20 protein-coding genes and 1 tRNA gene are annotated in these 25,456 nt (G+C 72.7%); 13 read left to right on the forward strand and 8 right to left on the reverse strand.

Annotation, left to right across the window (positions count from 1 at the left end; all coding sequences use genetic code 11):
* The first annotated feature begins 152 nt into the window (after nucleotides 1-152).
* Nucleotides 153-1,697, forward strand: a complete 1,545-nt coding sequence (locus tag ACIQFX_RS23795) for an MFS transporter (protein ID WP_402466753.1) — start codon at nucleotides 153-155, stop codon at nucleotides 1,695-1,697.
* A gap of 24 nt (nucleotides 1,698-1,721) precedes the next feature.
* On the opposite strand, the gene ACIQFX_RS23800 is transcribed toward ACIQFX_RS23795, so the two are convergent.
* From ACIQFX_RS23800 to ACIQFX_RS23820, 5 genes are all read right to left on the reverse strand, one after another.
* Nucleotides 1,722-4,001, reverse strand: coding sequence for an FG-GAP repeat domain-containing protein (locus tag ACIQFX_RS23800; RefSeq protein WP_402466756.1), 2,280 nt, complete (start codon nucleotides 3,999-4,001; stop codon nucleotides 1,722-1,724).
* A 105-nt stretch (nucleotides 4,002-4,106) separates the two neighbouring features.
* Nucleotides 4,107-4,484: a VOC family protein gene (locus ACIQFX_RS23805; protein ID WP_402466759.1), complete on the reverse strand. Its 378-nt coding sequence runs from the start codon at nucleotides 4,482-4,484 to the stop codon at nucleotides 4,107-4,109.
* Nucleotides 4,485-4,495: 11 nt separating this feature from the next.
* Nucleotides 4,496-5,443, reverse strand: a complete 948-nt coding sequence (locus ACIQFX_RS23810; protein WP_402466761.1) for a cellulose-binding protein — start codon at nucleotides 5,441-5,443, stop codon at nucleotides 4,496-4,498.
* Between the two features lie 117 nt (nucleotides 5,444-5,560).
* Entirely contained in the window at nucleotides 5,561-8,203 is a 2,643-nt protein-coding gene (locus ACIQFX_RS23815; protein WP_402466763.1) for an SUKH-4 family immunity protein, read from the reverse strand.
* 7 nt (nucleotides 8,204-8,210) lie between these two features.
* Complete coding sequence (locus ACIQFX_RS23820) at nucleotides 8,211-9,203, reverse strand: SMI1/KNR4 family protein (protein ID WP_402466765.1); 993 nt, start codon at nucleotides 9,201-9,203, stop codon at nucleotides 8,211-8,213.
* Between the two features lie 247 nt (nucleotides 9,204-9,450).
* Here ACIQFX_RS23820 and ACIQFX_RS23825 point away from each other — a divergent pair, with 247 nt between their 5' ends.
* On the forward strand, nucleotides 9,451-9,963 hold the full coding sequence (locus ACIQFX_RS23825) for a YwqJ-related putative deaminase (RefSeq protein ID WP_402466768.1): 513 nt from the start codon (nucleotides 9,451-9,453) through the stop codon (nucleotides 9,961-9,963).
* 8 nt (nucleotides 9,964-9,971) lie between these two features.
* Nucleotides 9,972-10,463: an SUKH-3 domain-containing protein gene (locus tag ACIQFX_RS23830; RefSeq protein WP_402466770.1), complete on the forward strand. Its 492-nt coding sequence runs from the start codon at nucleotides 9,972-9,974 to the stop codon at nucleotides 10,461-10,463.
* 30 nt (nucleotides 10,464-10,493) lie between these two features.
* Here the strand turns inward: ACIQFX_RS23830 and ACIQFX_RS23835 are convergent, their stop codons facing one another.
* Nucleotides 10,494-11,825 carry a sensor histidine kinase gene (locus ACIQFX_RS23835; protein WP_402466772.1) on the reverse strand — a complete coding sequence of 444 codons (1,332 nt, stop codon included), beginning with the start codon at nucleotides 11,823-11,825 and terminating at the stop codon, nucleotides 10,494-10,496.
* Between the two features lie 146 nt (nucleotides 11,826-11,971).
* Here ACIQFX_RS23835 and ACIQFX_RS23840 point away from each other — a divergent pair.
* From ACIQFX_RS23840 to ACIQFX_RS23870, 7 genes are all read left to right on the forward strand, one after another.
* A tRNA-Gln gene (locus ACIQFX_RS23840) sits at nucleotides 11,972-12,043 on the forward strand.
* Nucleotides 12,044-12,153: 110 nt separating this feature from the next.
* A complete protein-coding gene (glmU, locus tag ACIQFX_RS23845; protein WP_402466774.1) occupies nucleotides 12,154-13,599 on the forward strand; it encodes a bifunctional UDP-N-acetylglucosamine diphosphorylase/glucosamine-1-phosphate N-acetyltransferase GlmU in 1,446 nt (481 codons plus the stop codon).
* Nucleotides 13,600-13,720: 121 nt separating this feature from the next.
* Complete coding sequence (locus tag ACIQFX_RS23850; RefSeq protein ID WP_116160552.1) at nucleotides 13,721-14,695, forward strand: ribose-phosphate diphosphokinase; 975 nt, start codon at nucleotides 13,721-13,723, stop codon at nucleotides 14,693-14,695.
* Between the two features lie 244 nt (nucleotides 14,696-14,939).
* Nucleotides 14,940-15,527: a 50S ribosomal protein L25/general stress protein Ctc gene (locus ACIQFX_RS23855; protein ID WP_402466777.1), complete on the forward strand. Its 588-nt coding sequence runs from the start codon at nucleotides 14,940-14,942 to the stop codon at nucleotides 15,525-15,527.
* Between the two features lie 112 nt (nucleotides 15,528-15,639).
* Nucleotides 15,640-16,236 (forward strand): aminoacyl-tRNA hydrolase, encoded by a 597-nt coding sequence (pth, locus tag ACIQFX_RS23860; protein ID WP_402466779.1) that lies wholly within the window; start codon nucleotides 15,640-15,642, stop codon nucleotides 16,234-16,236.
* A gap of 89 nt (nucleotides 16,237-16,325) precedes the next feature.
* Nucleotides 16,326-16,769 (forward strand): hypothetical protein, encoded by a 444-nt coding sequence (locus ACIQFX_RS23865; RefSeq protein WP_402466782.1) that lies wholly within the window; start codon nucleotides 16,326-16,328, stop codon nucleotides 16,767-16,769.
* A 125-nt stretch (nucleotides 16,770-16,894) separates the two neighbouring features.
* On the forward strand, nucleotides 16,895-17,686 hold the full coding sequence (locus ACIQFX_RS23870) for an LPXTG cell wall anchor domain-containing protein (RefSeq protein ID WP_402466785.1): 792 nt from the start codon (nucleotides 16,895-16,897) through the stop codon (nucleotides 17,684-17,686).
* 74 nt (nucleotides 17,687-17,760) lie between these two features.
* Here the strand turns inward: ACIQFX_RS23870 and ppc are convergent, their stop codons facing one another.
* Nucleotides 17,761-20,490 (reverse strand): phosphoenolpyruvate carboxylase, encoded by a 2,730-nt coding sequence (ppc, locus tag ACIQFX_RS23875; protein ID WP_402466787.1) that lies wholly within the window; start codon nucleotides 20,488-20,490, stop codon nucleotides 17,761-17,763.
* A 252-nt stretch (nucleotides 20,491-20,742) separates the two neighbouring features.
* Here ppc and ACIQFX_RS23880 point away from each other — a divergent pair, with 252 nt between their 5' ends.
* The 3 genes from ACIQFX_RS23880 (at nucleotide 20,743) to ACIQFX_RS23890 (ending at nucleotide 24,393) form a co-directional block, all read left to right on the forward strand.
* Nucleotides 20,743-21,726 (forward strand): acyl-CoA desaturase, encoded by a 984-nt coding sequence (locus tag ACIQFX_RS23880; RefSeq protein ID WP_402466790.1) that lies wholly within the window; start codon nucleotides 20,743-20,745, stop codon nucleotides 21,724-21,726.
* Nucleotides 21,726-22,415: a TetR family transcriptional regulator gene (locus ACIQFX_RS23885; protein ID WP_402467398.1), complete on the forward strand. Its 690-nt coding sequence runs from the start codon at nucleotides 21,726-21,728 to the stop codon at nucleotides 22,413-22,415. Before ACIQFX_RS23880 ends, ACIQFX_RS23885 begins: the two co-directional genes overlap by 1 nt.
* A gap of 268 nt (nucleotides 22,416-22,683) precedes the next feature.
* Entirely contained in the window at nucleotides 22,684-24,393 is a 1,710-nt protein-coding gene (locus tag ACIQFX_RS23890) for an FG-GAP repeat domain-containing protein (RefSeq protein WP_402466792.1), read from the forward strand.
* Between the two features lie 84 nt (nucleotides 24,394-24,477).
* Here ACIQFX_RS23890 and ACIQFX_RS23895 read toward each other — a convergent pair whose 3' ends face one another.
* A complete protein-coding gene (locus ACIQFX_RS23895; protein ID WP_402466795.1) occupies nucleotides 24,478-25,311 on the reverse strand; it encodes a trans-aconitate 2-methyltransferase in 834 nt (277 codons plus the stop codon).
* Nucleotides 25,312-25,456: the final 145 nt, after the last annotated feature.

Genomic DNA, 25,456 nt, shown 5'->3' on the forward strand with positions numbered 1-25,456 from the left:
TAAGAACCTCCACCCCCGCCCCACCTCCTCCGCCGGTACGAACAACCCCTGCCCCGTATGGGGGAGAGGCCCCTAGGGGTTTCTCCGCCCTGGGTTCTAGTGAGACCCTGTCACCGATCATTTAGGTGTATGAAGAAAGGAATGGTGGCGCGGTGACGGAGCCGTCGACGACCCGGGCCGGGGCCGATCCGGCGCACGCGTCCCCCGCGCAGGCGCGGCGGGGGCCCGTGGTGGCGGCGCTGATGATCACGATGGGGTTGGCGGCGATCGACGGGACGATCGTGTCGACGGCGGTGCCGCAGATCGTGGGGGACCTGGGCGGGCTGGCGGTGTTCTCGTGGCTGTTCTCGGGATACCTGCTCGCGGTGACCGTGACGCTGCCGGTGTACGGGAAGCTGAGTGACACGTTCGGGCGGAAGCCGGTGCTGATCGCCGGGGTCGTGCTGTTCGTCGTCGGGTCGCTGCTGTGCGCGGCGGCGTGGAACATGGCGTCGCTGATCGCGTTCCGGGTGGTGCAGGGCTTCGGCGGAGGCGCGCTCCAGGGGACGATCCAGACGATCGCGGCGGACCTGTACCCGCTGAAGGAGCGTCCGAAGATCCAGGCGAAGCTGTCCTCGGTGTGGGCGGCGTCGTCCGTCGCGGGACCGGCGGCGGGCGGGCTCCTCGCCGGGTACGCGGACTGGCGCTGGATCTTCCTCATCAACCTGCCGGTGGGGCTGCTGGCCCTCTGGCTGATCGGCCGCCACCTCGTCGAGCCGGCCCGCCCCGCCGCCCGGCAGCGGGTGCGGATCGACTGGGCGGGGGCGCTCGCGATCTTCGCCACCGGGGCGCTGCTGCTCACCGCGCTGGTCCAGGGCGGTGTCGCGTGGCCCTGGCTGTCCGCGCCCTCGCTCGGGCTCCTCGGGGGAGCCGTCGTCCTGGCCGGTGTGACCGTCGCGGTCGAGCGGCGGGCCGCCGAGCCGATCATTCCCGGCTGGGTGTGGCGGCGGCGCACGATAGCCGCCGTCAACCTGGCCCTCGGGGCCCTGGGTCTGCTGATGGTGGCCCCGGCCGTGTTCCTGCCCACGTACGCCCAGGCCGTGCTGGGGCTCGGTCCGATCGCGGCCGGGTTCGTCCTGTCCGTGATGACGCTGAGCTGGCCGGTCTCCGCCGCGTTCTCGAACCGCGTCTACAACCGGATCGGTTTCCGTCTCACCGCGGTCATCGGGATCTCCTGCGCCCTGCTCGTCCTGCTCGCCTTCCCCTTCCTGCCGTTCCCCGGCGAGCCGTGGCAGCCTGCCCTCCTGATGCTGCTGCTCGGTGCGGCGCTCGGCCTGTTCCAGCTCCCGCTGATCGTCGGCGTGCAGTCGACCGTCCCGTACGAGGAGCGCGGCACGACCACCGCGTCCGTCCTCTTCTGCCGCCAGGTCGGCCAGAGCGTCGGGGCCGCGGTCTTCGGCGCGCTCGCGAACTCCGTACTGGCGTCCCGTCTCGGCGGCACCGGCGATCTCGACGGCCTCGCCCGCGCCCTGGCCGCGCCCGCGTCGCTCACCGCCGAGGCCACGGACCACCTCCGCCGGGCGGTCGACGCCGCCGTCGACTACGTGTACGTCGGCGCCGCCGGTGCCGCCGCCCTCGCCCTCCTCGTGCTCCTCACCCTGGCGCCGCGCCGCTTCCCGGTCCTGGCGGAGGAGCGGGAGCGGCGCGGCGCGGAGTGAGGCGGAGCGAGGGGACGGGGTCCTTCAGAACGCCGCGTCGATCCAGTGGCCCGGCTCGACCAGGCCGTTGCGCACCGCGCCCTTGAAGGGTGCCCGCCAGTCCCCCGTACCCCTGTAGAGGTACGAGCTCTCGTTCACCCCGAGCAGGTCCGCACGCCCGTCGCCGTCGGCGTCGCCGATGCCGACGATGTCCCTGTACGCGTTCCAGCCGCCGCCCAGCCTCACCCGCGGTGCGAAGGTGCCGTTGCCGAGGCCGAGGTACATCCAGAGGACGCCGGCCTTGTCCCGGGCGACGAGGTCGCCGGCGGGCGCACCGGCGAGGTTGCCGGTCGCGGTGATCTGGTTGTAGATCCCCCACCCGGTGCCGATCTTCTTCCGCGCGGAGAGCGGGGCGTTGGCGTTGCCGGTGCCGGGGTAGAGCCACAGCCCTCCGGACCTGTCCGTCGCCAGGAGGTCGGACTTCCCGTCGCCGGTCAGGTCGCTGCCGCCGGCGATCTGGTCGTACACCTGCCAGCCGGTGCCGATCCTCGTACGCCCCGAGAACGGCTTCTCGCCGATGCCTGTGCCCTGGTAGAGCCAGAGCGCCCCGCCCCTGTCTCGGGCGATGGTGTCGGCCACGGACGTGCCCGCGATGTTCCCGACGGACTCCGTCCGGTCGTAGACCTGCCAGCCGGTCCCGACCGGCAGTCCTCCCGTGGGCGTCACGTTGTCGCCGGCGGGCGTCCGCATCGCGCCGACGCGCCGCAGTTCGCCGTCCCCCCAGCGGACGAACAGGTCGGGTGTCCCGTCGTCGTTGTAGTCGTGCGCGCCCACGGGCCGGGTCACGGTGAAGCGGCCGGTCGCCCTGAGCTCGGGGCCGATGCCCTCGTCCGGGCGTGCGGTGAGCACCCACTCGTACTCACCGTTGGGGGCGGTCCCGAGGTCCGGGCTGCCCCCCAGGCTCTTTCCGTCCCAGCGCCAGGTGACCCGGCGCGGCGTCCCGGGGGCGGCGCCGGACGGGTCGGGCCACTCGTGGTACACGGTCGTGCGGCTGCGCACATGGGTCAGCGTCAGCCATGCGCGGCTGTCCGCCCGGGACAGGTCCCAGCCGAAGTCGACTCCGCGCTCGGCCTGTTCGCCGGTGAGCGCCTTCGGGGTGTCGGAGCCGGTGAGGGTCACCACGGTCGACTGGCCGGTGGACGCGACCCGTTCGACGTCCGGCCTGCCGCCGTCGGCGCGCGGCGAGATCCGGTAGAGGCCTTCGCCCTGCTCGGGGGTGCCGCCGCGCACGAGGAGGGTGCCACCGGGTCCGGCGACGGCGGAGGAGAACGCGGTGAGGAGGACGGCCTTCTCGCCGGTCGCGATCGACTGGACGGTGAAAGGCCGCACCGTGGCACTCGGGGCGCCGCCGGTGGCGGCCGCGTCGATGTGCGCCTTCTGGCCGAAGGCGAGCCAGTCGCCGACCAGGTAGAGCGGGTCCTGCACTTCGGCGCCGGTGGTCGGGAACCACTTCGGCGCGGCCCCGCTGCCACGCCGGACGGCTTCGATCCCGTCGCCGGTCACCCCGGCCACCCGCCAGGCCACATGCGTGGCGGACACCGCGCCGTCCCACATCCACTGGTCCTTGCCCGGGATGTGCCAGGTCTCCGTTCCCGAAGCGAGATCGACGGCGATCTTGGCGGAGCCCCGCCAGTCGCCGACCGCGCAGTCGTAGAGCGCGGAGCCGGTGTCGGTCCAGCCCTCGTCGGCGGCGTCGCAGTCGATCTGGACCCCACCGACCAGCTTGCGGAGCTTGAGCGCGCCCCCGGCGAGCGCGGCCTCGTCGAGCGGGGCGGCGTACTGAACCTGGTTGCCGCCCTCGTACTTCCCGAGGAGCAGGGTGTCGCCGGCCAGACCCGAGTAGTTGTAGTCGCCGAGCGCGTCGAGGTCGATCTCCACGGACGGCACGTCGGGCTTCGACACGTCGTGGATCCGAAGCACCGAACTGACGGACAGCAGAGTCCTGTTGCCGGTCACGACCAGGTCCGCGCCGCCACCGGCGGCGGCTGCCCCCGGCAGCACGGTCGAGGAGCCGTCCGCGTACCGGGTCCACCGGTACTCCGGTGTCGTGCCGCGGGTCTTCGACAGGAAGCCGCCGGGCCCCGCGCCGACGACGTCCGCGTCGAGCGGGAAGGCCACGGGGGTCGACTGCGGGTCGTCCTGCTCGGCGACGGGCGCGGGCGCGGCCACGGCCGGGAGCGTGGTGAGTGTGCCGCCCGTGGCGGCGAGGACGATGGTGACGGCGGCGGCCGCGAGACGACGGCCGCGTGCGCGTGCGTGATGCATGTACGGGTTCCCTCCCTGGAACTCAGGAGGTTAACCGCCACCTGGGTCACGCCTCCCGGCACCCCCGCGTGACCCGCGGCAGGAAGGGCAGTTCCGCCGCGCCGACTAGGCGGCAGGGCGCGGTACCGCCAGGCAGAACGGATGCCCCGCCGGGTCCAGGACCACCCGCCACAGATCCGGTCGGGGCTGCGCCTCCGGCACGGTGGCGCCCCACTCCACGAGCAGCGCCGCCGCCTTGTCGAGGTCGTCGACGTCGAAGTCCAGGTGGAGCTGCTGCGGCACCTCCGGCCCGGGCCAGGTCGGCGGCCGGTAGCCGTCCACCCGCTGGAAGCCGAGGAAGAGGCCGCCGTCCGGGTCGCGGAGGCCGGCGAACTCGTCGTCGGAGCGGTCGGCGAGGGGGATGCCGGTGGCGCGGTGGTAGAAGGCGGCGAGGGCCATGGGGTCGGCGCAGTCGAGGGTGACGGCCGTCAGTTTCATGAGCATGGGCGGGGAGCCTACGGGGTGGGCTCGGGGCCTTCCGAGTCCGTCAAGTCGTCTCCTTCGTCGGACAATTCACCCTCGTCGTCGGCCTGTTCCTCGCCGGGGGTGCCGGGGCGGCCGGTGAGGGCGGCGAGGGAGTTGCGGATGTGCTCCATGTGGGAGTGGATCTCTTCGCGGGCCTCGTCGTGCTCGCGGAGGACGCGGTCGGTCTCGCGGTCGACGCGCTCGGCCTTCATGCGGGCTTCGGCGAGGAGTTCCCCGGCGCGGGCTTCGGCGTCCTCCTGGCCGTGGCGGGCCTGCTCCTCGGTCTCGGCGAGGGCGCGCCGGGCCTCGGCGAGCCGTGCTTCGGCGGCGGTGGCGAGTGCGTCGTGGCGGGCGTCGAGGTCGGCGGTCCGGGCTTCGGCCTCGCGGTCGGCGTCGTCGCGTACGGCGGCCTGCTCGGTGCGCTGGGCGGCGAGGAGTTCGCTGGTGCGGCGCCGGGCCTCCTCGAAGGCCTCGCGGGCGGCGGCGCGTTCTTCGCCGGTGTCGCGGTGGGCGTCGGCGGCGAGTTCGGCGGCCTGTTCGCGGGCGGTGTCCAGGGTCGCCCGGGCGGCGGTCTCGGCGGCGGCGCGGACGCCTTCGGCGTGGGCGCGGGCCGCGGCGGCGGCTTCCTCCCCGGCGGTCTCGGCGGCTTCCGCGAGGGCCTGGGCGTCGGCTTCGGCGGCGCGGACGAGGGCCTCGTCCTCCTGCTCGGCCATCTCCAGTATCGTGCGGGCCCTGTCGCCGAGGGACTCGTAGCGCTGGGGTGCGAGGGTCTCGACGGCGGCGCGCAGCCGGGTGGCCTCGGCCTCCTTCTCCTTGGCGAGTACGGTGAGCCGCGCCGCGCGTTCCCAGGCGCGGTCGCGTTCCTCGGAGAGTGCGGCGACGTACCGGTCGACCTGTTCCGGGCGGTATCCCCGGCCTCGTCCGACAGCGAATCCCATCCCTGACGCCCCTTCCCGTACGGCCTCAAACGTCAAGGATGCGCCATCAGAACGGACAAAAGGCGCCGAACGTGCATGCACGTCGAGCGCCTTTCGTCACATTCCGCCTGCCGGTGGCTACAGGAGGCCGTCCCACATCTGCTCCAGGAGCACCGACCACCAGTTCTCCGGGGAGGACAGCGCCTGCGGGTCGAGCATCGCCAACTGCGCCTGGAAGTCGACGGTCCAGCGGCCCGCCTGCTCGGGGTTGAGCCCGAAGCGCAGCCGCCACATGCGGCCGAGCAGCGCGAGGGAGCGCGTGAACTCGGGCAGTCCGGTGTTCACGAACTGCGGCGGCACCGGCTGCCCTCCGGGGCCGGCCTCCACCGGCACCGCCACGATGTGCGCGGTGCCGTACTGGACGCAGATCGCCCGCCCGAAGTCCGAACCGAGCACCAGGTACGAGCTGGCGTCCGTCGCGGCCTGCACCTGTCGCTGCGCCGCGAGCTCCGCGAGCGTCGGCACCACCGGCACGGCCGGCTGCGCCCAGAAGAACGGGCCGAAGTCGGCGGGCAGGCCCGCCCACACCAGGGTCCGCGCCACCAGCTCCGGCACGCCCTGCCGGGACACCGCGCGCTGGTCGAAGCGGAGGATGCCGGGACCGAACGCCCCGGCCAGCTCCTGCGCGATGCCCTCCGGCGGGACCGGCGGCGCCGGCTGCACCTGCGGCAGCGGTGCCCGCACCGGCGCGGGTCGCGCCGGGCCGTCCGCGACCTGATGCAACTCACCCTGATGGGTGAGGAGTTGCCGCATGCCCTGCTGCCGTCCGGCGTGGTCGCGGCCGTACGGGGCGATGCTGGTGATCCGCGCCTGCGGCCAGGTCTCCCGGATCATCCGCGCGCAGTAACCGCCCGGCAGCTCACAGGACTCCAGCTCCGTGTGCAGTTCGAGCACCTGCTGCGGCGGCACGTTCATCGCGCGCAGCTCGTGCAGGATCTGCCACTCGGGGTGCGGGGTGCCCGGCGCCGAACGCCGGATGATCTGCGCCTCGGAACCGTCGGGCGCCCGGTACCGCAGCACCGCCTGGTAGCCCGGACCGACCGTCGGCTGCCCCGCCGGCTGCGGATAGCCGTACGCGGGGGGTACGGGACCGGCCGCGGGCGGCGGCGTGTGCCCGCCGTGCACCGGCGGCGCCGGGGCGGGCGGGGGCGGCGGTCCGGCCGGACCGGGGTGCGCCAGCATCGTCGCGGCGTGCGCGATGCCGCCCGGCGGCGTGCCGGGCACGCCCGGCGGCGGCGGGGGCGGCGGGGGCGCGCCGGGACCGCCCTGGTTCGGGTGCGCCAGCATCGTCGCGGCGTGGTGCACGGGCTGCGGGGGCGTCGGCGGACCGGGCGGGGCCGGTGCCGGCGGCGGGCCGGGCTGCGCGGGCGGCTTGGGGCCGTCGGGGCCGAGCTGCGACACCAGCTGCGTGGGGATGTACGCCCCGGCGCCCGACGACCCTCCCGGCACCCCGGGTGCTCCCGGCGGCGGAGGCGGCGTCGGGCCGCGACCTGCCTTCGGCGGCAGCGTCGCCTTGCTGGTCGCGGCGTCCGCGATGTCCCCCGCGCCCGGCGCCGAGGGCGCGGGCGGCGGAGGCGGCGGCGCCCCGGGGCCGCCCTGCGCGGGCACCGGCGGCACGGGCGCGGCCGGCGCCTGGGCCGGCGGTGCGAGGGGGTTCACCGGAGCGGCGTCCGGCCGCGGCGCGGCCGGGTCGAGACGGGGAGCCACGGCGGTCGGCGGCAGCGCGCTGCCGCCCTTCATCAGCGCGGTCGGCGCGTCGGCACCCACCGCGTGCGGCGGGGTGTCCTCGTCGTCCGTCCCGGACAGCGGAGGCGCGAACACGGTCGCCGGCAACGGCACCGCCCCGTCCGCACCCCCGGAACTCGCGTTCGCGTCCACCCACGGGCTGCCGGTGGCCGAGGCCGGAGGCGCGACGGGCGCGGCGACGGGCGCGGGCGCCGGAGCGGGAACGGACACGGGCGGAGCCGGAGGCGCGACGGGCGCGTCCTGGACCACGGGGGCCACGGGCGCCGCGGGGGTCGCGGAAGCCACCGGTGCCGCGGGCGCGGCCGCCGGCACCCCGTCCATCGCCGTCGGCTCGTACGCGGGACCGGACTCCCCGGCACCGGCTGCGGAAGAGACGCCGACACCGGCACCGGAAGCGACGCCGACACCGGCACCGGCACCGGCACCGGGAGCGACGCCGGCATTGGCACCGATTCCGACCCCGAGGCCTTCACTCGCGTCCACCCCCGACAACGCCACCGAGGCCGAAGGCACCGCGTCCACGGCGCCCACCGCCTCCGAGGAGTCGTCCGCCGGGGTCGACGAACCGCCGCTCTCCTGCGAGGCGTTCGGTCCGTTCGGGAGGCCGATCTTGTCGGCCGCGTCCTGGAGCCACTCGGGCGGGCTCAGCAGGAACGACGTCTGGTTGAGGTCGATGCGGGCCGCGGGCACGGCCGCCTGGGCCGGGACGTCGTCGGCGGAGCCGTACTCCTCCTCGTACCGGCGGATCACCTCGCCCACCGGCAGTCCGGGCCACAGCGTCGCCTCGCCGCTGTCGCGGGCGATCACGAGCCGCTGGCGGCCGCCGTCGGACGTGGGGCCGCCCTCGCGGTCCTCCGCCCACACCACGAAGCCCAGCTCGAACTCCCGCACCCGCACCTCGCGGTGCTGGTAGGACGGCAGTTCGCCGTTGATCCACTCCTCGGCGCGCTCCTGCGCCTGCGCGAACGTCACCACAGCCAGCTCACTCCCCCACCGGGACCACGGGCACGGCACGCGCGAAGCCACCGTCCACCATCAGGTTCGCCACCGTCTCCAGCTCCGGCGGATTGCCCGCGAGCCGCTGGAGGAACGCGTCGAAGTCCGCGCCGCAGGGCAGCAGGAGCCGCTCCACGCGCTCGGCCACGGACCAGCCGGCCGCCACCTCGCCGGAGTCCCGCGCGTCGTCGTACGCGCAGAACCACACCGAACCGACGCCCTGGCCGCGCACCTTCACCGCGATCAGACCGCCCTGGACGAAGGCGACGCCCAGGTAGTCCTTGGTCAGGTGGTCGCGCAGGCACTTGTTGACGTAGACGAGGTCGTTGACGCCCGCCTCCTCGCGCACCGTGAAGAACGGCTGGTCGACGAGGAGCCCCAGCTCCGCGTCGAGCGCCGCGCCCACCGGGGCGCAGCCGCCGGCCGCCTTCAGGAAGGTGCGGTACGCCCCCGGCAGCCGGTAGCCGAGGTCCTCCTCGACGCCCTGGAGCTGCTGCTCCGACACCGACACCAGGGTCTTCGGCAGCCCGAAGTGCGCCGGCCTGGTCTCCTGCAGCGGCCGCGTGCCGCGCTTGGACTGGTCGACGGCGGCCGTCGCCACCCCTCCGTGGTGGCGCAGCAGCGCCTTCACCTCGACCGGCACCAGCTCCATGCGGCGGCTGCACGCCACGTGGTGCCAGGTCCAGCCGTGCGGCGTCGCGACCGACGGGATGGTGTCCCACAGCTCGTGGCCGGTCGCGGCCATCGCCGCGTTCGCCGACACGTAGTCCGTGAGCCGCAGCTCGTCGACGCCGAAGCCCTCCGGCGGGTCGGCGATCTCGGCCGCCGCGCGCGCGTACGGCGAGAAGTCCGGGTGACCGTGCTCGTCGACCCGTACCCCTCTGGGGTGACGGGAGGCGCGGACCGGGTCCGGGAAGTGCACGACCTGCCCGGCGTAGGCCGCGTTCGGTGGCGCGGTGTGCCCGAGCCGACTCGTCATGGCGGTTGCCCCCTGCATGGCGTCGCTGACTGCTGCTACCGACTGAATCCCGCACAGCCTATGCGCTGCCACAGGACACGTAACGGCCCCCGCCCGACGGTGACCAAGTGTCACGACGCCATGACAGTCACACCATGATTCCGACACACCGAAAGCGCGTTTCGGCGCCCCAGCTTCCCCATATGGCTCCCTATTTGGCAGGCTGTCCACGCAACTCGGGGGATTGCAGGAGGGGAAGACCAGCACCATGCACGTAGCCACAACGCCCACACAGGGTGACCCACGCCTCAACTGGAGCAGCAGTGCCGAGGCCACGCGCGCGCCCTCGCTGCGTCACCGCCGCGACGGGATCCTCCCCACCGTGGGCGCCGCCCTCTCGGTCCGCGGCGAGACCCTCACATGCACCGCGGGCCGCGGCGACCGGCCGCCCGTGCTGCACGCGCTCGTCCAGGACTTCCTGGACACCCTGACGAGCAGCCAGCGGGAACGCTTCACCGGCCGGTGCCCGGAGGCGATCCTGATCTCCCGGCACCTCACCGCCACCGACAACGCCCGCTCCAAGCGCGCCCAGCGCAAGGCGCTCACCCACGGGGAGGCCCGCCGCTCCCTGAAGGCGGCCAAGCTCACCGCGCGGCGCATCAGGGAGGACGGCGACCCGCTCCACGGCAGCTACGCCGCGCCCTGCCGCTCCTGTACGGCGATGCTCGCCCACTTCGGCGTCCGCGCCGTCGACCCCACCACGCCTGTCGAGAACGGCTGACCGCCCCCATGCCCGACCACCTCAGCACCACCCGCTTCCCCGTCAACGTCGACGCCGCGCTCCGGGAGGCCGGCTGGCAGCCCGGCCGCTGGGACATCAAGCTCGCCGAGGAATGGGCCGACGCGCTGCGCGCCCACGTCTCCCCCGCCGGGCACCGGCACTGCGTCTTCCCCTCGGCCGTCGAGGCCTGGGCCGAGTTCGGCGGGCTGCGGATCACCGCGCCCGGCCACGGCCGGCAGATAGCGCCCGCGACGGTCCGCTTCGACCCGCTCGCCGGCCTCCACCTGTCCCGCACCCTCGCCGACCTCGGCCGCGCCCTCGACACGGAGATCGCCCCGCTCGGCGAGGAGGGCGAGCACCAGGCCGTCCTCGCCATGGACGTCGAAGGCCGCGTCTACAGCCTCGACCACGCCGGCGACTGGTACCTCGGCAAGGACATCGACGCGGCGCTCGCCACCCTCGTCACCGGAGCCCACCCCACCCGCCTCACGGCGCACTGAGCCCTCCCGGAAAGTCCCGCCCGCGCCCGGCTACGCGGCCGGTTCCGCCCCGGCCACCGGCAGGACCGCCGACACCCGGAACCCCCCGGCGTCCGTCGCGCCCGACACGAACACCCCGCCGAGCCGGAGCACGCGCTCCCGCATCCCGACGAGGCCGTTGCCACCGCTGGGCAGCCGTACGTCGGTGTCGCCCGCGTCCGACGGGCGGGGGCCGTTCTCGACCTGCATGGCGACCTCGGCGTCCCGATGCGCGAGCCGCACCACGACGGCGGCGCCCACCGCGTGCTTGTGGACGTTGGTCAGCGCCTCCTGCACCACCCGGTACGCCGTCCGCTCCACCTCGGGGGCGTACGGGCGGGCCTCGCCCATCACCACGAACTCCACGGCCGCGCCCGCGAGCCGGGACTGCTCGCAGAGCGCCTCCAGGGCGTCCAGGCAGGGCCCGTCGTCGGCGGCGGCCTCGGCGGCGGCCGCCGCGGCCCGCCCCACGGCGGCGAGCGGCACCGCGGCGGGAGCCGCCGGGGCGGACCCCTCGCGGAGCACGCCCAGCATCTCCCTCAGCTCGGTGAGGGCCTGCCGACCCATGTCACCCACGAGGGCGGCGTTCCGCACCGCCTTCTGCGGGTCCTTCAGCGCCACGGCCTGCAGCGCCGCCGCGTGCACGACCATGAGCGACACCCGGTGCGCCACGACGTCGTGCATCTCCCGCGCGATCCGGGTCCGCTCCTCCTGGCGCGCCCACTGCGCCCGCTGCTCCGCCCGGTCGGCGAGGAGCGAGAGCTCCTGCTCCAGGCTGTCCGCCCGCTCCCGCAGGCTCTCCATGAGCCGGCGCCGCGCCCCCGTGTACAGGCCGAGGAGCACCGGCGGGGCGTTGAGCCCGAGGGTCATGAAGAGCGACACGATCGGCACGTACCAGCCGCTCGGGTCGAAGTCCCGGGGGCCGTCGTCGACCTGGGCCACGTCCTGCCGCAGCCCCACCACGGTCACGACGAACACGGCCACCGTCGACATACCGGCCAGGACGGCGGTGATCCGGCGGGGCACCTCGGAGGCGGCGAGCGTGTACAGCCCGACGATCCCCATGAGGAAGCCCATCTCGGCGGGCGCCACGGCGATCGACACGAGCACGACCGCGATGGGCCAGCGCCGGCGCAGCAGCAGCACGGACCCCGTGATCAGCCCGAACAGCACGCCCACGGGCACCGGCAGGCCGGCCTTCCCGGCGAATCCCACCCCCTCGACCGCGCACTCCAGCGCCGATACCAGCGCGAGTCCGACGTCGAGGACGACACTCCGTCCTCTCCCCCACCACCACCAACTCCCGACGCCCTCGGCGTCCCGGTCTGCCCCCGTTGTGGTCATGGCCACCACCCTACGGGCGGGTCGTCCGATCGCCCGGGCGGCCGGGCTCCCGCCCGTACCGTCGCGACGAAGGGGCCTGGTACGGCATAGTGGGAGGCCGCCGGGCGGACGGGGCAGAAAGATCGTCCGTTGGGTGGCGTACACCATCCCCTGTGGTGTAATCGGCAGCACTGGGACCTTTGGAGTCCTATGTCCGGGTTCGAGTCCTGGCAGGGGAGCAGCGAGCGAGCGGGTCCTGACCACCACGGTCAGGACCCGCACTCATGTCCGCCCCCTTGCCCCCCGGTATCCTTCGTGGGTCCACCACCCAAAGCCGAAGGGCATTCCCGTGAGCGCCAACCGCCCGGCAGCCGTCGTCGTCCTCGCAGCGGGTGAGGGCACCCGTATGAAGTCGAAGACTCCCAAGGTCCTGCACGAGATCGCCGGGCGGTCCCTCGTCGGGCACGTCGTGTCCGCCGCGCGGGAGCTGGAGCCCGAGCACCTCGTCGTGGTCGTCGGCCACGCCCGCGAGCAGGTGCGGGGACACCTGGAGGAGCACTACGCGGGCACCCGCACCGCCGTCCAGGAGGAGCAGAACGGCACCGGGCACGCGGTGCGGATGGCGCTGGAGGAGCTGGGCGAGGCGCCCGAGGGCACCGTGGTCGTCGTCTGCGGCGACACCCCGCTGCTGTCCGGCGGGACGCTGAAGGCGCTGGCCGGCACGCACGCCGCCGACGGCAACGCCGTGACCGTGCTGACCGCCGAGGTGCCGGACTCCACGGGTTACGGGCGGATCGTCCGCGACGCCTCCGGCGCGGTGACCGAGATCGTCGAGCACAAGGACGCGTCCGACGAGCAGCGCGCCATCCGGGAGATCAACTCGGGTGTGTTCGCGTTCGACGGGAAGCTGCTCGCCGAGGCGCTCGGCCAGGTGCGGACGGACAACAGCCAGGGCGAGGAGTACCTCACCGACGTCCTGTCGATCCTGCGCGAGGCCGGCCACCGGGTCGGCGCCTCCGTGGCGGGCGACCACCGCGAGATCCTCGGCATCAACAACCGGGTGCAGCTCGCCGAGGCGCGCGCCCTGCTGAACCGGCGGCTGATCGAGGCGGCGATGCTCGCCGGCGTCACCGTGGTCGACCCGGCGTCGGTGTTCGTGGACGTGACGGTGACGTTCGAGCCGGACGCGGTGATCCTGCCGGGTACGCAGCTGCTCGGCGCGACGCACATCGGCGAGGACGCCGAGGTCGGCCCGAACACGCGTCTGACGGACACCACCGTCGGCAAGGGCGCCCGGGTGGACAACACCGTCGCCTACTCGGCCGTGATCGGCGAGTCCGCCTCCGTGGGCCCGTTCGCGTACCTGCGCCCGGGGACGAACCTCGGCCGGAAGTCCAAGGCCGGCACGTACGTCGAGATGAAGAACGCGACGATCGGCGAGGGCACGAAGGTCCCCCACCTGTCGTACGTGGGTGACGCGACGATCGGCGAGTTCACGAACATCGGCGCGGCGAGCGTCTTCGTGAACTACGACGGCGAGGCGAAGCACCACACCACGATCGGCTCCCACTGCCGTACGGGGTCGGACAACATGTTTGTGGCTCCCATCACCATCGGCGACGGTGCCTACACCGCCGCGGGGTCCGTGATCACGAAGGACGTGCCGGCCGGTTCGCTGGCGGTGGCCCGGGGCCAGCAGCGGAATATCGAGGGTTGGGTGGCCCGGAAGCGTCCCGGCAGCGCCGCCGCGCAGGCAGCTCAGGCCACCTCTGAGGACTCCGCCGGCGAAAGCTGACCGGAAACGGGTACGTCGAACTCGGCGTACCGTGATACGTGCACACAAATTCGGCTGGTTCGCCCATGCGCTCGACAGGCGCGGGATCGCGGCCAGAGAACACGTCTGAGGAGACAGTGCTGTGACCGGGATCAAGACGACCGGCGAGAAGAAGCTGATGCTCTTCTCCGGCCGCGCCCACCCCGAGCTGGCCGAGGAGGTCGCGCACCAGCTGGGCGTCGGTCTCGTTCCGACCAAGGCGTTCGACTTCGCCAACGGTGAGATCTACGTCCGCTTCCAGGAGTCGGCCCGCGGCGCGGACTGCTTCCTGATCCAGAGCCACACGGCTCCGATCAACAAGTGGATCATGGAGCAGCTGATCATGATCGATGCTCTCAAGCGGGCCTCGGCCCGGAGCATCACCGTGATCATCCCGTCCTACGGCTACGCCCGCCAGGACAAGAAGCACCGCGGCCGCGAGCCGATCTCGGCGCGCCTGGTGGCGGACCTGCTCAAGACGTCGGGCGCCGACCGCATCCTGACGGTCGACCTGCACACCGACCAGATCCAGGGCTTCTTCGACGGCCCCGTGGACCACCTGTCCGCCCTCCCGGTCCTCGCGGACTACGTGGGCGCCAAGGTCGACCGCGACAAGCTGACGATCGTCTCCCCGGACGCGGGCCGCGTACGGGTCGCCGACCGCTGGTGCGACCGCCTGGACGCCCCCCTCGCGATCGTGCACAAGCGCCGCGACAAGGACGTCGCCAACCAGGTCACCGTGCACGAGGTCGTCGGTGACGTGAAGGGCCGCGTCTGCGTCCTGGTGGACGACATGGTCGACACCGGCGGCACGATCTGCGCCGCCGCGGACGCCCTGTTCGCGCACGGCGCCGAGGACGTCATCGTGACGGCCACGCACGGCATCCTGTCGGGCCCGGCCGCGGACCGCCTCAAGAACTCCAAGGTCAGCGAGTTCGTGTTCACGGACACGCTGCCGGTGCCCGGCGCCCTGGAGCTGGACAAGATCACGGTGCTCTCGATCGCCCCGACGATCGCGCGCGCGGTGCGCGAGGTCTTCGAGGACGGCTCCGTGACGAGCCTCTTCGAGGAGCACTGAGCCACGGCGAGAGCCCGTGCGTGAGGGCCGCTTCCCCGTTCGGGGGAGCGGCCCTCCGCCGTGTTCCGGTGATCCAATTGGGTGGTCGGACGGCGGGCCGGTAGACTGCCGTAGTTGCTCGGCGAGGGAGGCCGTACCCCATGGGGTCACGGCGGTCCGTTATCGACGCGCTCTTCGTAGCAGGCCATCGCCAGTCGTGGCCGGGTGACCGTCTTCTTTCGACACCTTCTACGAGGAGTGCCACATGTCCGAGGTCAAGCTCGCCGCTTCCGTCCGCTCGGAGTTCGGCAAGGGCGCCGCCCGCGCCATCCGCCGCAACGCCCAGGTTCCCGCCGTCGTCTACGGCCACGGTTCCGAGCCGGTCCACATCACCCTCCCGGCCCACGAGCTCGGCATGGCGCTGCGTACGCCGAACGTCCTGCTCTCCCTCGACATCGACGGCACCAACGAGCTGGCGATCCCGAAGGCCGTCCAGCGCGACGCCATCAAGGGCTTCCTGGTCCACGTCGACCTGCTCCTCGTCAAGCGCGGCGAGAAGGTCACCGTCGAGGTCCCGGTCCAGGCCGAGGGCGAGCTGGCCGCCGGCGGCAACCTGCTGGAGCACGTGCTCTCCACCCTGTCCGTCGAGGCCGAGGCCACCCACCTCCCCGAGGCCGTCACGGTCTCCGTCGAGGGCCTGGAGGCCGGCTCCTCCGTCCTCGCCAAGGACATCACCCTCCCGGGCGGCGTGACCCTGGTCACCGACGCCGACGCCGTCGTCCTGCAGGTCCTGGCCGCGCAGGCCGAGGAGCCGGCCGCCGAGGCCGAGGCCACCGAGGGCGCCGAGGCCTGAGCCGTAGGCTCTGCCTGACGTGACGGGGTGACGGGCCGTGCGGCCCGTCACCCCGTTTCTCTTGCACGGAAGCACGCACGCGCGTGGACGGATACGAGGAGACCTGACGCACATGACGGACGACGCCAACGCCCCCTGGCTGATCGTCGGCCTCGGCAACCCCGGGCCCGAGTACGCCGCCAACCGCCACAACATCGGCTTCATGGTCGTCGACCTGCTCGCCGAGCGGATGCGCGGCTCGTTCAAGCGCGCGCAGAAGGCCCAGGCGCAGGTCGTCGAGGGCCGGATGGGCCCTCCCGGCCCCGAGAACCGCCGCGTGATCCTCGTGAAGCCGATGTCGTACATGAACCTCTCCGGCGGCCCCGTGACGGCACTGCGGGACTTCTACAAGGTGCCGACGGCGCACGTCGTCGCCGTCCACGACGAACTGGACATCGACTACGCCACGCTGCGCCTGAAGCTCGGCGGCGGCGACAACGGCCACAACGGCCTCAAGTCCATGACCAAGGCGATGACCGCCGAGTACCACCGCGTCCGCTGCGGCATCGGCCGCCCGCCGGGCCGCATGCAGGTCGCCGACTTCGTCCTCAAGGACTTCTCCTCCACCGAGCGCAAGGAACTCGACTGGTTCGTCGACCGCGCGGCCGACTCCGTCGAATGCCTGGTGGCGGAGGGCCTGGAGCGGGCCCAGTCGGCGTACAACTCGTAGGCCCTGTCCGGAAAGTCCCGGCCGACGCCACTTCCGGACGGGACCTGACCCTCCGGCGGTCGGAACGTACGACTGTACGATCGCGGGTCATGACGCACGTCCGTAACGCCGCCATGGCCCTCGTCGCGCTCCTCCTCCTCGTCGCGGGCGCGTGGACCTCCTGGAACTCGGCCCAGCACGTCCTGCTCGCCAAGGGCCGCGAGCACGGGACGCTGACGGTGACCGGCTGCACGGAGGAAACCTGCAGCGGCGCCTACACACCCGAGGACCCGTCGTCGACGCGGCGGACGCTGACGATCGCGCGCTCGGTCGCGGCGGAGAAGGGCACCACGATCCCCGTCGTCGTGAAGCCCGGCACCGACGAGGGCGTACGCACGGGCTGGGGCGGCGGCCTGCACGCCTGGCTCCCGCTCGGCGGCGCGCTCCTCCTCGCCGCGCCGCTCATAGGCGGCGGCATGCGGCTGCCGCGGACCGCGTGGTCGGTCGCCGGCATCGGCGGAGCGCTGCTCGTCGCGGCTTTCCTCGCGCTCTGAGCGGATTGCGCCGGGTTCCTGGCGCAATCGTTATGGAGCTCTGGGTTAAGCACGGCTTAAGGGGGTCGATAGGCTGCCCCAGCCACCTCCCACGGCATCCTCATCCCACAGATGGACGACTGCACATGCGACGCTCCCTCATACCCGCAGCCGCACTTGTCGCGGCAATGGCGGGCTCCCTCGTCCTGGCCCCGGTCGCCTCCGCGTCGGCTCCCACGCCGATCCCGCTGCACCAGGTCGAGGACCTTCCTATCACCGCCGAGGAGTTCGGCGAGAAGGGCGAATGCCCCACCGTCCCGGACGGCAAGGACGGCTGGCACTTCGTGCTGCCGGGCAGCGGCAAGGACGGGAACGCCGTCTTCACCAAGCTGACGGTCGAGTTCGAGCCCGGTGGTGTCCAGACCATCACCACCTTCGGTCCCCCGAGCGACAAGCACGCCTACGCGAGCTCGGAGCCGGGCGCCAAGCTGGTCGCCGCCTCGGCCGAGGTCGTCGGCACGCTGAAGAAGGAGTGGTTCAACCTCTCCCACACCTGCCCCGCCACCCCGGTCACCGAGACCACCACCCCGGGCACGGAGACGACGACCCCGGGCACGGAGACCACCACTCCGGGCACGGAGACGACGACTCCCGGCACGGAGACCACCACCCCGGGCACGGAGACCACCACTCCGGGCACGGAGACCACCACCCCCGGCACCGAGAGCCCGACTCCGGGCGAGACGACCCCGGGTGGCTCCGAGTCCCCGTCGGCGTCCGCGTCGGCCGGTGGCACCGGTGGTTCGGACACCAAGGGCGAGGGCGACCTCGCCGAGACCGGTTCCAGCGCCCCCGTGGGGATGCTGGCCGCCGCGGCGCTCGCCCTCGCGGCCGCCGGTGCGGTCCTGGTGACCCGTCGTCGCAAGGCGCAGCAGTAACAGCGCCGTAGCGTCGGACGACCGTGCCCCCGTCGGGTCTCCCGACGGGGGCACGGTCATGAACGGGGGGCGGGTCAGCCGGTGTTGCGGAGGCCCGCGGCGACGCCGTTCACCGTGAGGAGCAGGGCCCGCGCGAGGAGCGGGTCCGGGTCCTCGCCGCGCTCGGCGTCCGCGCGCTGGCGGGCGAGGAGGGCGACCTGGAGGTACGAGATCGGGTCGAGGTAGGCGTCGCGGATGGCGAACGTCTGCTGGAGCACCGGGTTGGAGTCGAGGAGCTGCTCGCCGCCGGTGATCTTGAGGACCTCGGCGACGGTCAGCGCGTGCTCGGCCTCGATGGTGTCGAAGACGTGCTTGAGGTCGTCGGGGACCAGGGTGTCGACGTAGTGGCGGGCGATCCGCAGGTCCGTCTTCGCGAGCGTCATCTCGACGTTGGCGAGGAAGTTGCGGAAGAAGTGCCAGCGTTCGTACATCTCGCCGAGGACCGGGTCGAGGCCGGCCTCGCGCAGGGCCTTGAGGCCGGAGCCGACGCCGAACCAGCCGGGGACGATCTGGCGGGACTGGGTCCAGCCGAACACCCACGGGATGGCCCGCAGTCCGTCGAGTCCGGCACCCGAGTCGGGGCGGCGCGAGGGACGGGAGCCCAGGTGGAGGTCGGCCAACTGGTCGACCGGGGTGGCCGCGAAGAAGTACGAGGGGAGGTCCGGGTCCTCGACGAGCTTGCGGTACGCGGTGTGGGCGGCGTCCGAGACGGTGTCCATGGCCGCGTCCCAGCGGGCCAGGGCGTCGTCGGACTGGCGCGGCGAGGTGTGCAGGGCGGAGGCCTGGAGCGTGGCGGCGACCGTCAGTTCCAGGTTCTCCCGCGCCAGGGACGGGATCAGGTACTTGTCGGAGATGACCTCGCCCTGCTCGGTCACCTTGATCTCGCCCTCCAGCGTGCCCCAGGGCTGGGCGAGGATCGCGTCGTGCGAGGGGCCGCCGCCGCGGCCGACGGTGCCGCCGCGGCCGTGGAAGAGGCGGAGGCGGACGCCGTAGCGGTGGGCGACGTCGCGGAGCCTGCGCTGGGCGCGGTGGATCTCCCACTGGGAGGTGGTGATGCCGCCGAACTTGGAGGAGTCCGAGTAGCCGAGCATGACCTCCTGGACGTCGCCGCGGAGTGAGACGAGGCGCCGGTAGGAGGGGTCGGCGAGCATGCCGTCGAGGATGACGTCGGCGGCCTTGAGCTCGTCGGTGGTCTCCAGGAGCGGCACGATGCCGATCTTGGCCCAGCCGCCGTGCAGGTCGATCAGGCCGGCCTCGCGGGCGAGGACGGCGGCGGCGAAGACGTCGTCGGCGCCCTGGCACATCGAGATGATGTACGACTCGATGACCTCCGGGCCGAAGCGCTCGAAGGCCTCCTTGATGGTGTGGAAGACGCCGAGCGTCTTCTCGCCGGCGGCGTCCAGCGGCGCCGGGGTGGGGGCGAGCGGGCGGCGCGAGCGGAGCTCCTTGGCGAGGAGCTTCTGCCGGTAGTCGCGGGGCATGTCGGCGTACCGCCAGGACTCCTCGCCGAGGCGGTCGAAGAGCTGCCCGAGGGCGTGGTGGTGGGCGTCGGCGTGCTCGCGGACGTCCATGGTGGCGAGCTGGAGGCCGAAGGCGGAGAGGGTGCGGATGGTGCGGTCCATCCGGCCGTCGGCGAAGAGGCCGCCGCGGTGCTCGCGCAGCGAGGTCTGGATGAGGGTGAGGTCGCGGAGGAGCTCGGCGGTGCCGAGGTAGTCGCGGCCGTCCTGGTGCGGGGTGCCGGTGGCGAGGCGCTCGCGGGTGTTGACGAGCTTCTGCCGGATGCAGGTGGCCTTGAGCCGGTAGGGCTCCTCGGCGTTGAGGCGCTTGTAGCGGGGGCTGATCTCCGGGAGGAGCTCCAGGTCGCGCTGGAGGGAGTCCAGGAGTTCCTGGGTGGCCCCGGCGTAGCGGATGGAGTTGGAGAGCAGTCCGCGCAGGTAGTCGACGAGTTCGAGGGCGTCGGTGATGCCGTGCTCGTGCTGGAGGATCAGGACGTCCCAGGTCACCTGCGGGGTGACGTTGGGGTTGCCGTCGCGGTCGCCGCCGATCCAGGTGCCGAAGGTCAGCGGGCGGGTGCCGGCGGGGAGTTCGACGCCGACGCGCTCCAGCTCGGCGGCGAGGTCCTCCAGGACGTCGCCGACGGCGTTGGCGTGCAGCTCGTCGAGGTAGTAGATGGCGTTGCGGGCCTCGTCGGCGGGCTCGGGGCGGACGACCCGGAGTTCGTCGGTCTGCCAGATGAGGTCGATGTTCTCGGCGAGCCGCAGGTCGTGGCGGCGGCGGTCGGCCTCGATGACCGGGGTCTCCAGGAGGGCGGCGATCCGGCGCAGCTTGTTGAGGACGGAGCGGCGGGCGGCCTCGGTGGGGTGCGCGGTGAAGACGGGCCGTACGTTGAGGTTCTTGACCGTCTCGCGTACGTGCTCGGGGTCGCCGTCCTTGAGCATGTCGACGGTGCGGGCGAGGAGGCCGCCCTCGGCGGCGCGCTTCTCGCGCATCTCGCGGCCGCGGTGGACCTGCTCGGTGACGTTCGCCAGGTGGAAGTAGGTGGAGAAGGCGCGCACCAGCTTGGCTGCGGTCTCCAGCTCGACGCCCTGGAGGAGCTCGGCCGCGGCCTCGCCGTCCTCCCGGGTGAGGCGGCGGACCTTCTCGACGAGGTCGAGGAGCTCGTGGCCCTCCTGGCGGACGAGGGTCTCGCCGAGGAGGTCGCCCAGTCGGCGGATGTCGGCGCGCAGCTCGGTGCTGGCGGTGGGGGTCTGGTCGGCACTGCTCACAGGTGCGGCTCCTTGCAGTGTTTCAGCACGTCTGGAGGGGTTCTGGAGGCTTGCGGACCGCGCTGTCCGACGCACCCAGGATAGGTGTCCAACCCGTGGACGGCGGCCAGGGCCCTGTTGTGCCCTCTTGCCGCGCGCCACGGCGCTGCCATACTTACGACGCCGTAGGTTACGGAGGCGTAGCCTCGGCCGTGTCTTTCCGTACTTTCTCGTACATTCCCCCACTCTCACCCTCACCCCCAGGGGACATCCATGACCATGAGCCCCGAGGTGACCTCGGCGCCCGCGACGTCCGAGGGCACCGCGGCCCTGACCTTCGCCACGCTCGGCGGCGACCGCAAGGGTTCGCTCGAGCAGGTCGCGCTGCTGCTCTTCATCACGGTGCCGTTCGTGGCGCTGCTCGCGGCGGTGCCGCTGGCGTGGGGCTGGGGGGTGAGCTGGCTGGACCTGGTGCTGATGGTCGTCATGTACTTCGTCGGCTGCCACGGCATCACGATCGGTTTCCACCGCTACTTCACGCACGGCGCCTTCAAGGCGAAGCGGCCGCTGCGGATCGCGCTCGCGGTCATGGGGTCGCTCGCGGTGGAGGGTCCGCTGGTGCGCTGGGTGGCGGACCACCGCAAGCACCACAAGTTCTCGGACGCCGAGGGCGACCCGCATTCGCCGTGGCGGTTCGGCGAGACGGTGCCGGCGCTGATGAAGGGCCTGTGGTGGGCGCACATCGGCTGGATGTTCGACGAGGAGCGGACTCCGCAGCACAAGTACGCGCCCGATCTGATCAAGGACCCGGCGATCCGGGCGATCTCCCGCCAGTTCGTGCTGTGGACGGTGGTGTCGCTGGCGATCCCGCCGCTGGTCGGCGGTCTGGTGACGTGGTCGTGGTGGGGCGCGTTCACCGCGTTCTTCTGGGGCTCCCTGGTGCGGGTGTCGCTGCTGCACCACGTGACGTGGTCGATCAACTCGATCTGCCACGCGGCGGGCAAGCGGCCGTTCAAGTCGCGTGACCGCTCGGGCAACGTGTGGTGGCTCGCGGTGCTGTCCTGCGGCGAGTCCTGGCACAACCTGCACCACGCGGACCCGACGTCGGCCCGGCACGGGGTGCTGCGCGGGCAGGTCGACTCCAGCGCGCGGCTGATCCGCTGGTTCGAGCAGCTCGGCTGGGCGTCCGACGTGCGCTGGCCGGCGAAGTCCCGCATCGAAGCCCGCCGCCAGAGCGCGTCCGCAGACGCGGCATGATGGAAGACGTGGCGATCGAGGGCAGGACCGGCGGTACCGGCGGCAGTGGCGGAGAGCAGAAGGCCCGGCGGGGGCGTCGGGTGCGGATGACGGGCGCGCAGCGCCGGGAGCAGCTGCTCGACATCGGTCGCACGCTCTTCGCCGAGAAGGGCTTCGAGGGCACGTCGGTGGAGGAGATCGCGGCGAAGGCCGGGGTGTCCAAGCCGGTGGTGTACGAGCACTTCGGCGGCAAGGAGGGGCTGTACGCGGTCGTCGTCGACCGGGAGATGCGCCAGCTCCTCGACGGGGTGACGGGCGCGCTGACGGCCGGGCATCCGCGGGAGCTCCTGGAGCAGGCGGCGTTCGCGCTCCTCGACTACATCGAGAACTACACGGACGGTTTCCGGATCCTCGTGCGGGACTCGCCGGTGGCGCAGTCGACGGGCACGTTCGCGTCGCTGATCAGCGACATCGCCACGCAGGTGGAGGACATCCTGGGCCTGGAGTTCAAGGCCCGCGGTTTCGACCCGAAGCTGGCGCCGCTGTACGCGCAGGCGCTGGTGGGCATGGTGGCGCTGACCGGCCAGTGGTGGCTGGACGTGCGCAAGCCGCGGAAGGCCGAGGTGGCCGCCCATCTGGTGAACCTGGCGTGGCACGGCCTCGACGGCATGGAGCAGAAGCCGCGGCTCATAGGGCACCGCAAGAGCTGACGGGGCGGGGACCGGAGAACCGGCGGGGCGGGGCCGGAGGACCGGCGGTCGGGGCCGGAGGACCGGCGGTCGGGGCCGGAGGACCGGCGGTCGGGCCGGGGACCTGACGGGGTCGGGGAAAAACAGTGGCTTCCCCACACTCGAACAGGAGTACACTCCGGTCCACATCCGAGGGGGGTGTCCGCCCTCCGTACGTGCCGACTGCCGTACGGACGCGTCGCGGATCCCTGCCCGCGGGCCCTTTTCTCGTTCCCCAGGGGGGGATCTTTTGCGTTCCGCATTCTCCGGGCGCGCGCGCCGCGTCACGACCTGCACCGCGCTCGTCCTGTCCGCCGGCATGCTGCTGGCGTCCCCGGCCGTGGCCGAGCCCGCTCCGCGGCCGTCCGTGGAGCTGCCGCAGCGCGACCGCACGGCGCTGAAGCTCGACTGGTCGGCGCTGTCCGGCGCGGCCAAGGCCGGCACGGCCCAGGCCGACGCGGTCCTGCCGCCGCGGTTCGACGTGGACGGCGACGGCCGTACGGACCTGCTCAACCGCGAGTGGAACGGCTCGCTGTACGCCGTGCCGTCGACCGCGGTCTCGCCGACCGAGGCGTGGATCGGCTACGGCGGCTCCACGGTCCTGAAGAACGACATCGTCCCGATCGGCGACCTGAACGGCAACGGCGCTCCCGAGGTGCTGACCGTCTCGAAGTACGGGCAGCTGGAGCTCTTCTCCGACGCCACGGCGACCTCCGGCACCCGCCAGTGGGTGGGCAACGGCTGGACGATCTACAACAAGGTCTTCTCGCCCGGTGACGTGAACGGCGACGGCAAGGCCGACCTCATCGGCCGCAAGCACAACGGCGACCTGTACCTGTACCTGGCGACCGGTTCGCTGACGGCGCCGTTCGGGCCGGCGGCGAAGGTGGGCAACGGCTGGAACCTGTACGACCAGGTCGTGGGTCTCGGCGACAACGACGGCGACGGCCGCGGCGACGTCCTCGCCCGGACGCTGGGCGGGCAGCTGTTCTTCTACGGCAGCACCGGCGACAAGGCGGCCCCGTTCAAGCCGCGCCGGGCCGTCGGCACCGGCTGGGGCACGTACAACCAGGTCGTGCCGGTCGACGACCAGAACGGCGACGGCAGGGCCGACCTGATCGCCCGCGACCAGGAGGGCACGCTGTGGTGCTACCTCGGTCTGGGTGACGGCCGCCTCGGCCCGCGCGCGCAGGTCAGCTACGACCGCGCGGCGCGGCCGGTCGACCAGTTCAGCGGTTCGGGCTCGATCGCCTCCTCCGGCAAGAACGCGGTCCTGGCGCGGGACAAGTCGGGCCAGGTCTTCGTCTACTACTCCGACAACAACGGGCGCCTCAGCAAGCGGTACGAGGGCGGCACCGGCTGGAACGGCTACTCCCTCACCTGGGCCTCGTCCCTCGGGGAGGACAACGAGGCCGACTTCCTGCCCGTCGTCCAGGGCTACCTGTACGGCGAGGGCGACACGATCCTCGGCAGCGGCTGGCACATCTACAACAAGATCGCGGGCATCGGCGACCTGAACGGCGACGGCAGGGGCGACCTGCTGAGCCGGGACGCCGCCGGCAACCTGTACCTGTACCGGGGCAACGGCGAGGGCACGGCCCTGCACGCCCGGATCAAGGTCGGCACCGGCTGGGCGGGCTACAACGCGATCATCGGCGCGGGCGACTACTCGGGCGACGGCCGTCCGGACGTGATCGCCCGGGACGGCAACGGCAGGCTGTTCCTGTACCGCGGCACCGGCGTGGCCAACGCCCCGTTCGCGGCGCGGCAGCAGATCGGCAGCGGCTGGACGTACGCCCGGATCGCGGCCCCCGGCGACCTCAACAGCGACGGCAAGGCCGACCTGCTCGCGGTGAACGGGGCGGGCGAGCTGTGGCGCTACCTGGGCGTCGGCGACGGCACCTTCAAGCCGCGCTACCGCATCGGCACGGGCTTCCAGACGTACAACGCCATGTACTGAGCCGCGCACGCGGGCGCCCCGCACCGGAGTTCCGGTGCGGGGCGCCCGTGCGTCTCCCCCGTCCTCGGCGTCCCCCCGGTGCGCTCAGCCCCGCTTGCGGGCGACGGCGAAGATCCGCCGGAAGGGGAAGACGGTGCCGTGCGGTCCTGCCGGGTAGGCCTCGCGGAGCAGCGCCCGGTACTGGTCGAGGAAGGCGTCGATCGCCTCCTGGTCGTCGCCGAGGGTGGTGAGGACGGGCCGCAGCGCGGTGCCCTTGACCCAGTCGAGGACGGGGTCCTCGCCGTGGAGGAGCTGGCTGTACGTGGTCTCCCAGACGTCCGTCTCGCAGTCGAGGTCGGTCAGCCGGGTGAGGTACTCGGCCGGGTCGAGGATGTGGACGAAGCGGCGGCCCTGGTCGCCGAGGCGCCCGCGCCACTCGGGGGTGTCGCAGAGCTCCCCGAGGAGGGCGTGGCTGGGCGAGGTGAAGTTGCCCGGGACCTGGAAGGCGAGGGTGCCGCCGGGGTGGAGCCCCTCGACCCAGGGGGCGAGGGACTCGGGGTGGTTGGGGACCCACTGGAGGGCCGCGTTGGAGACGATCAGGTCGTAGGGCTCGTCGGGGGTCCAGTGGGCGGCGTCCGCGGGCCGGAAGTCGAGCCAGCCGCCGCCGCGGGTGGTGCCCGCCCAGTCCTTCTCGGCGCGCTCCAGCATCTCCGGCGAGAGGTCGAAGCCGGTGATGTGCGCGTCGGCCCACCGGTCGGCGAGGAGGGCCGTCACGTTGCCGGGGCCGCAGCCGAGGTCGGCGATGCGGGCGGGCCGGTCCTGGGCCGGCAGGTGCGGTATTCGGGCGAGCAGGTCGAGGAACGGCCGGGTGCGGTGGCCGGAGTGGCGGAGGTACTGCTGCGGATCCCAGGTGGGTGCGGCGGATTCCACGGAATGCATGTTCGAAGCCCCCTTGCTGGCACGTGTTGCCGAAGCGGAACGGAGTTCCGGCCGGGTCCCTTCCCCGTAGTCCAGGGAAATATATCTTGACTCCAAGATACTCGACATCAAGAAACTTGAACCCAAGAGACTTTATGTCAACAGA

It is taken from the genome of Streptomyces sp. NPDC093089 (genome assembly GCF_044754405.1).
Taxonomy (GTDB): domain Bacteria; phylum Actinomycetota; class Actinomycetes; order Streptomycetales; family Streptomycetaceae; genus Streptomyces.

Bases quoted from the DNA above. Each gene is read 5' to 3' on its own strand.
- ACIQFX_RS23880 (WP_402466790.1), top strand. From the start codon at position 20,743: ATGACCATGAGCCCCGAGGTGACCTCGGCGCCCGCGACGTCCGAGGGC.
- ACIQFX_RS23870 (WP_402466785.1), top strand. From the start codon at position 16,895: ATGCGACGCTCCCTCATACCCGCAGCCGCACTTGTCGCGGCAATGGCG.
- ACIQFX_RS23805 (WP_402466759.1), bottom strand. From the start codon at position 4,484: ATGCTCATGAAACTGACGGCCGTCACCCTCGACTGCGCCGACCCCATG.
- ACIQFX_RS23810 (WP_402466761.1), bottom strand. From the start codon at position 5,443: ATGGGATTCGCTGTCGGACGAGGCCGGGGATACCGCCCGGAACAGGTC.
- ACIQFX_RS23820 (WP_402466765.1), bottom strand. From the start codon at position 9,203: ATGACGAGTCGGCTCGGGCACACCGCGCCACCGAACGCGGCCTACGCC.
- ACIQFX_RS23885 (WP_402467398.1), top strand. From the start codon at position 21,726: ATGGAAGACGTGGCGATCGAGGGCAGGACCGGCGGTACCGGCGGCAGT.
- ACIQFX_RS23835 (WP_402466772.1), bottom strand. From the start codon at position 11,825: ATGACCACAACGGGGGCAGACCGGGACGCCGAGGGCGTCGGGAGTTGG.
- pth (WP_402466779.1), top strand. From the start codon at position 15,640: ATGACGGACGACGCCAACGCCCCCTGGCTGATCGTCGGCCTCGGCAAC.
- ACIQFX_RS23895 (WP_402466795.1), bottom strand. From the start codon at position 25,311: ATGCATTCCGTGGAATCCGCCGCACCCACCTGGGATCCGCAGCAGTAC.
- ACIQFX_RS23800 (WP_402466756.1), bottom strand. From the start codon at position 4,001: ATGCATCACGCACGCGCACGCGGCCGTCGTCTCGCGGCCGCCGCCGTC.
- ACIQFX_RS23855 (WP_402466777.1), top strand. From the start codon at position 14,940: ATGTCCGAGGTCAAGCTCGCCGCTTCCGTCCGCTCGGAGTTCGGCAAG.
- ACIQFX_RS23865 (WP_402466782.1), top strand. From the start codon at position 16,326: ATGACGCACGTCCGTAACGCCGCCATGGCCCTCGTCGCGCTCCTCCTC.
- ACIQFX_RS23830 (WP_402466770.1), top strand. From the start codon at position 9,972: ATGCCCGACCACCTCAGCACCACCCGCTTCCCCGTCAACGTCGACGCC.
- ACIQFX_RS23825 (WP_402466768.1), top strand. From the start codon at position 9,451: ATGCACGTAGCCACAACGCCCACACAGGGTGACCCACGCCTCAACTGG.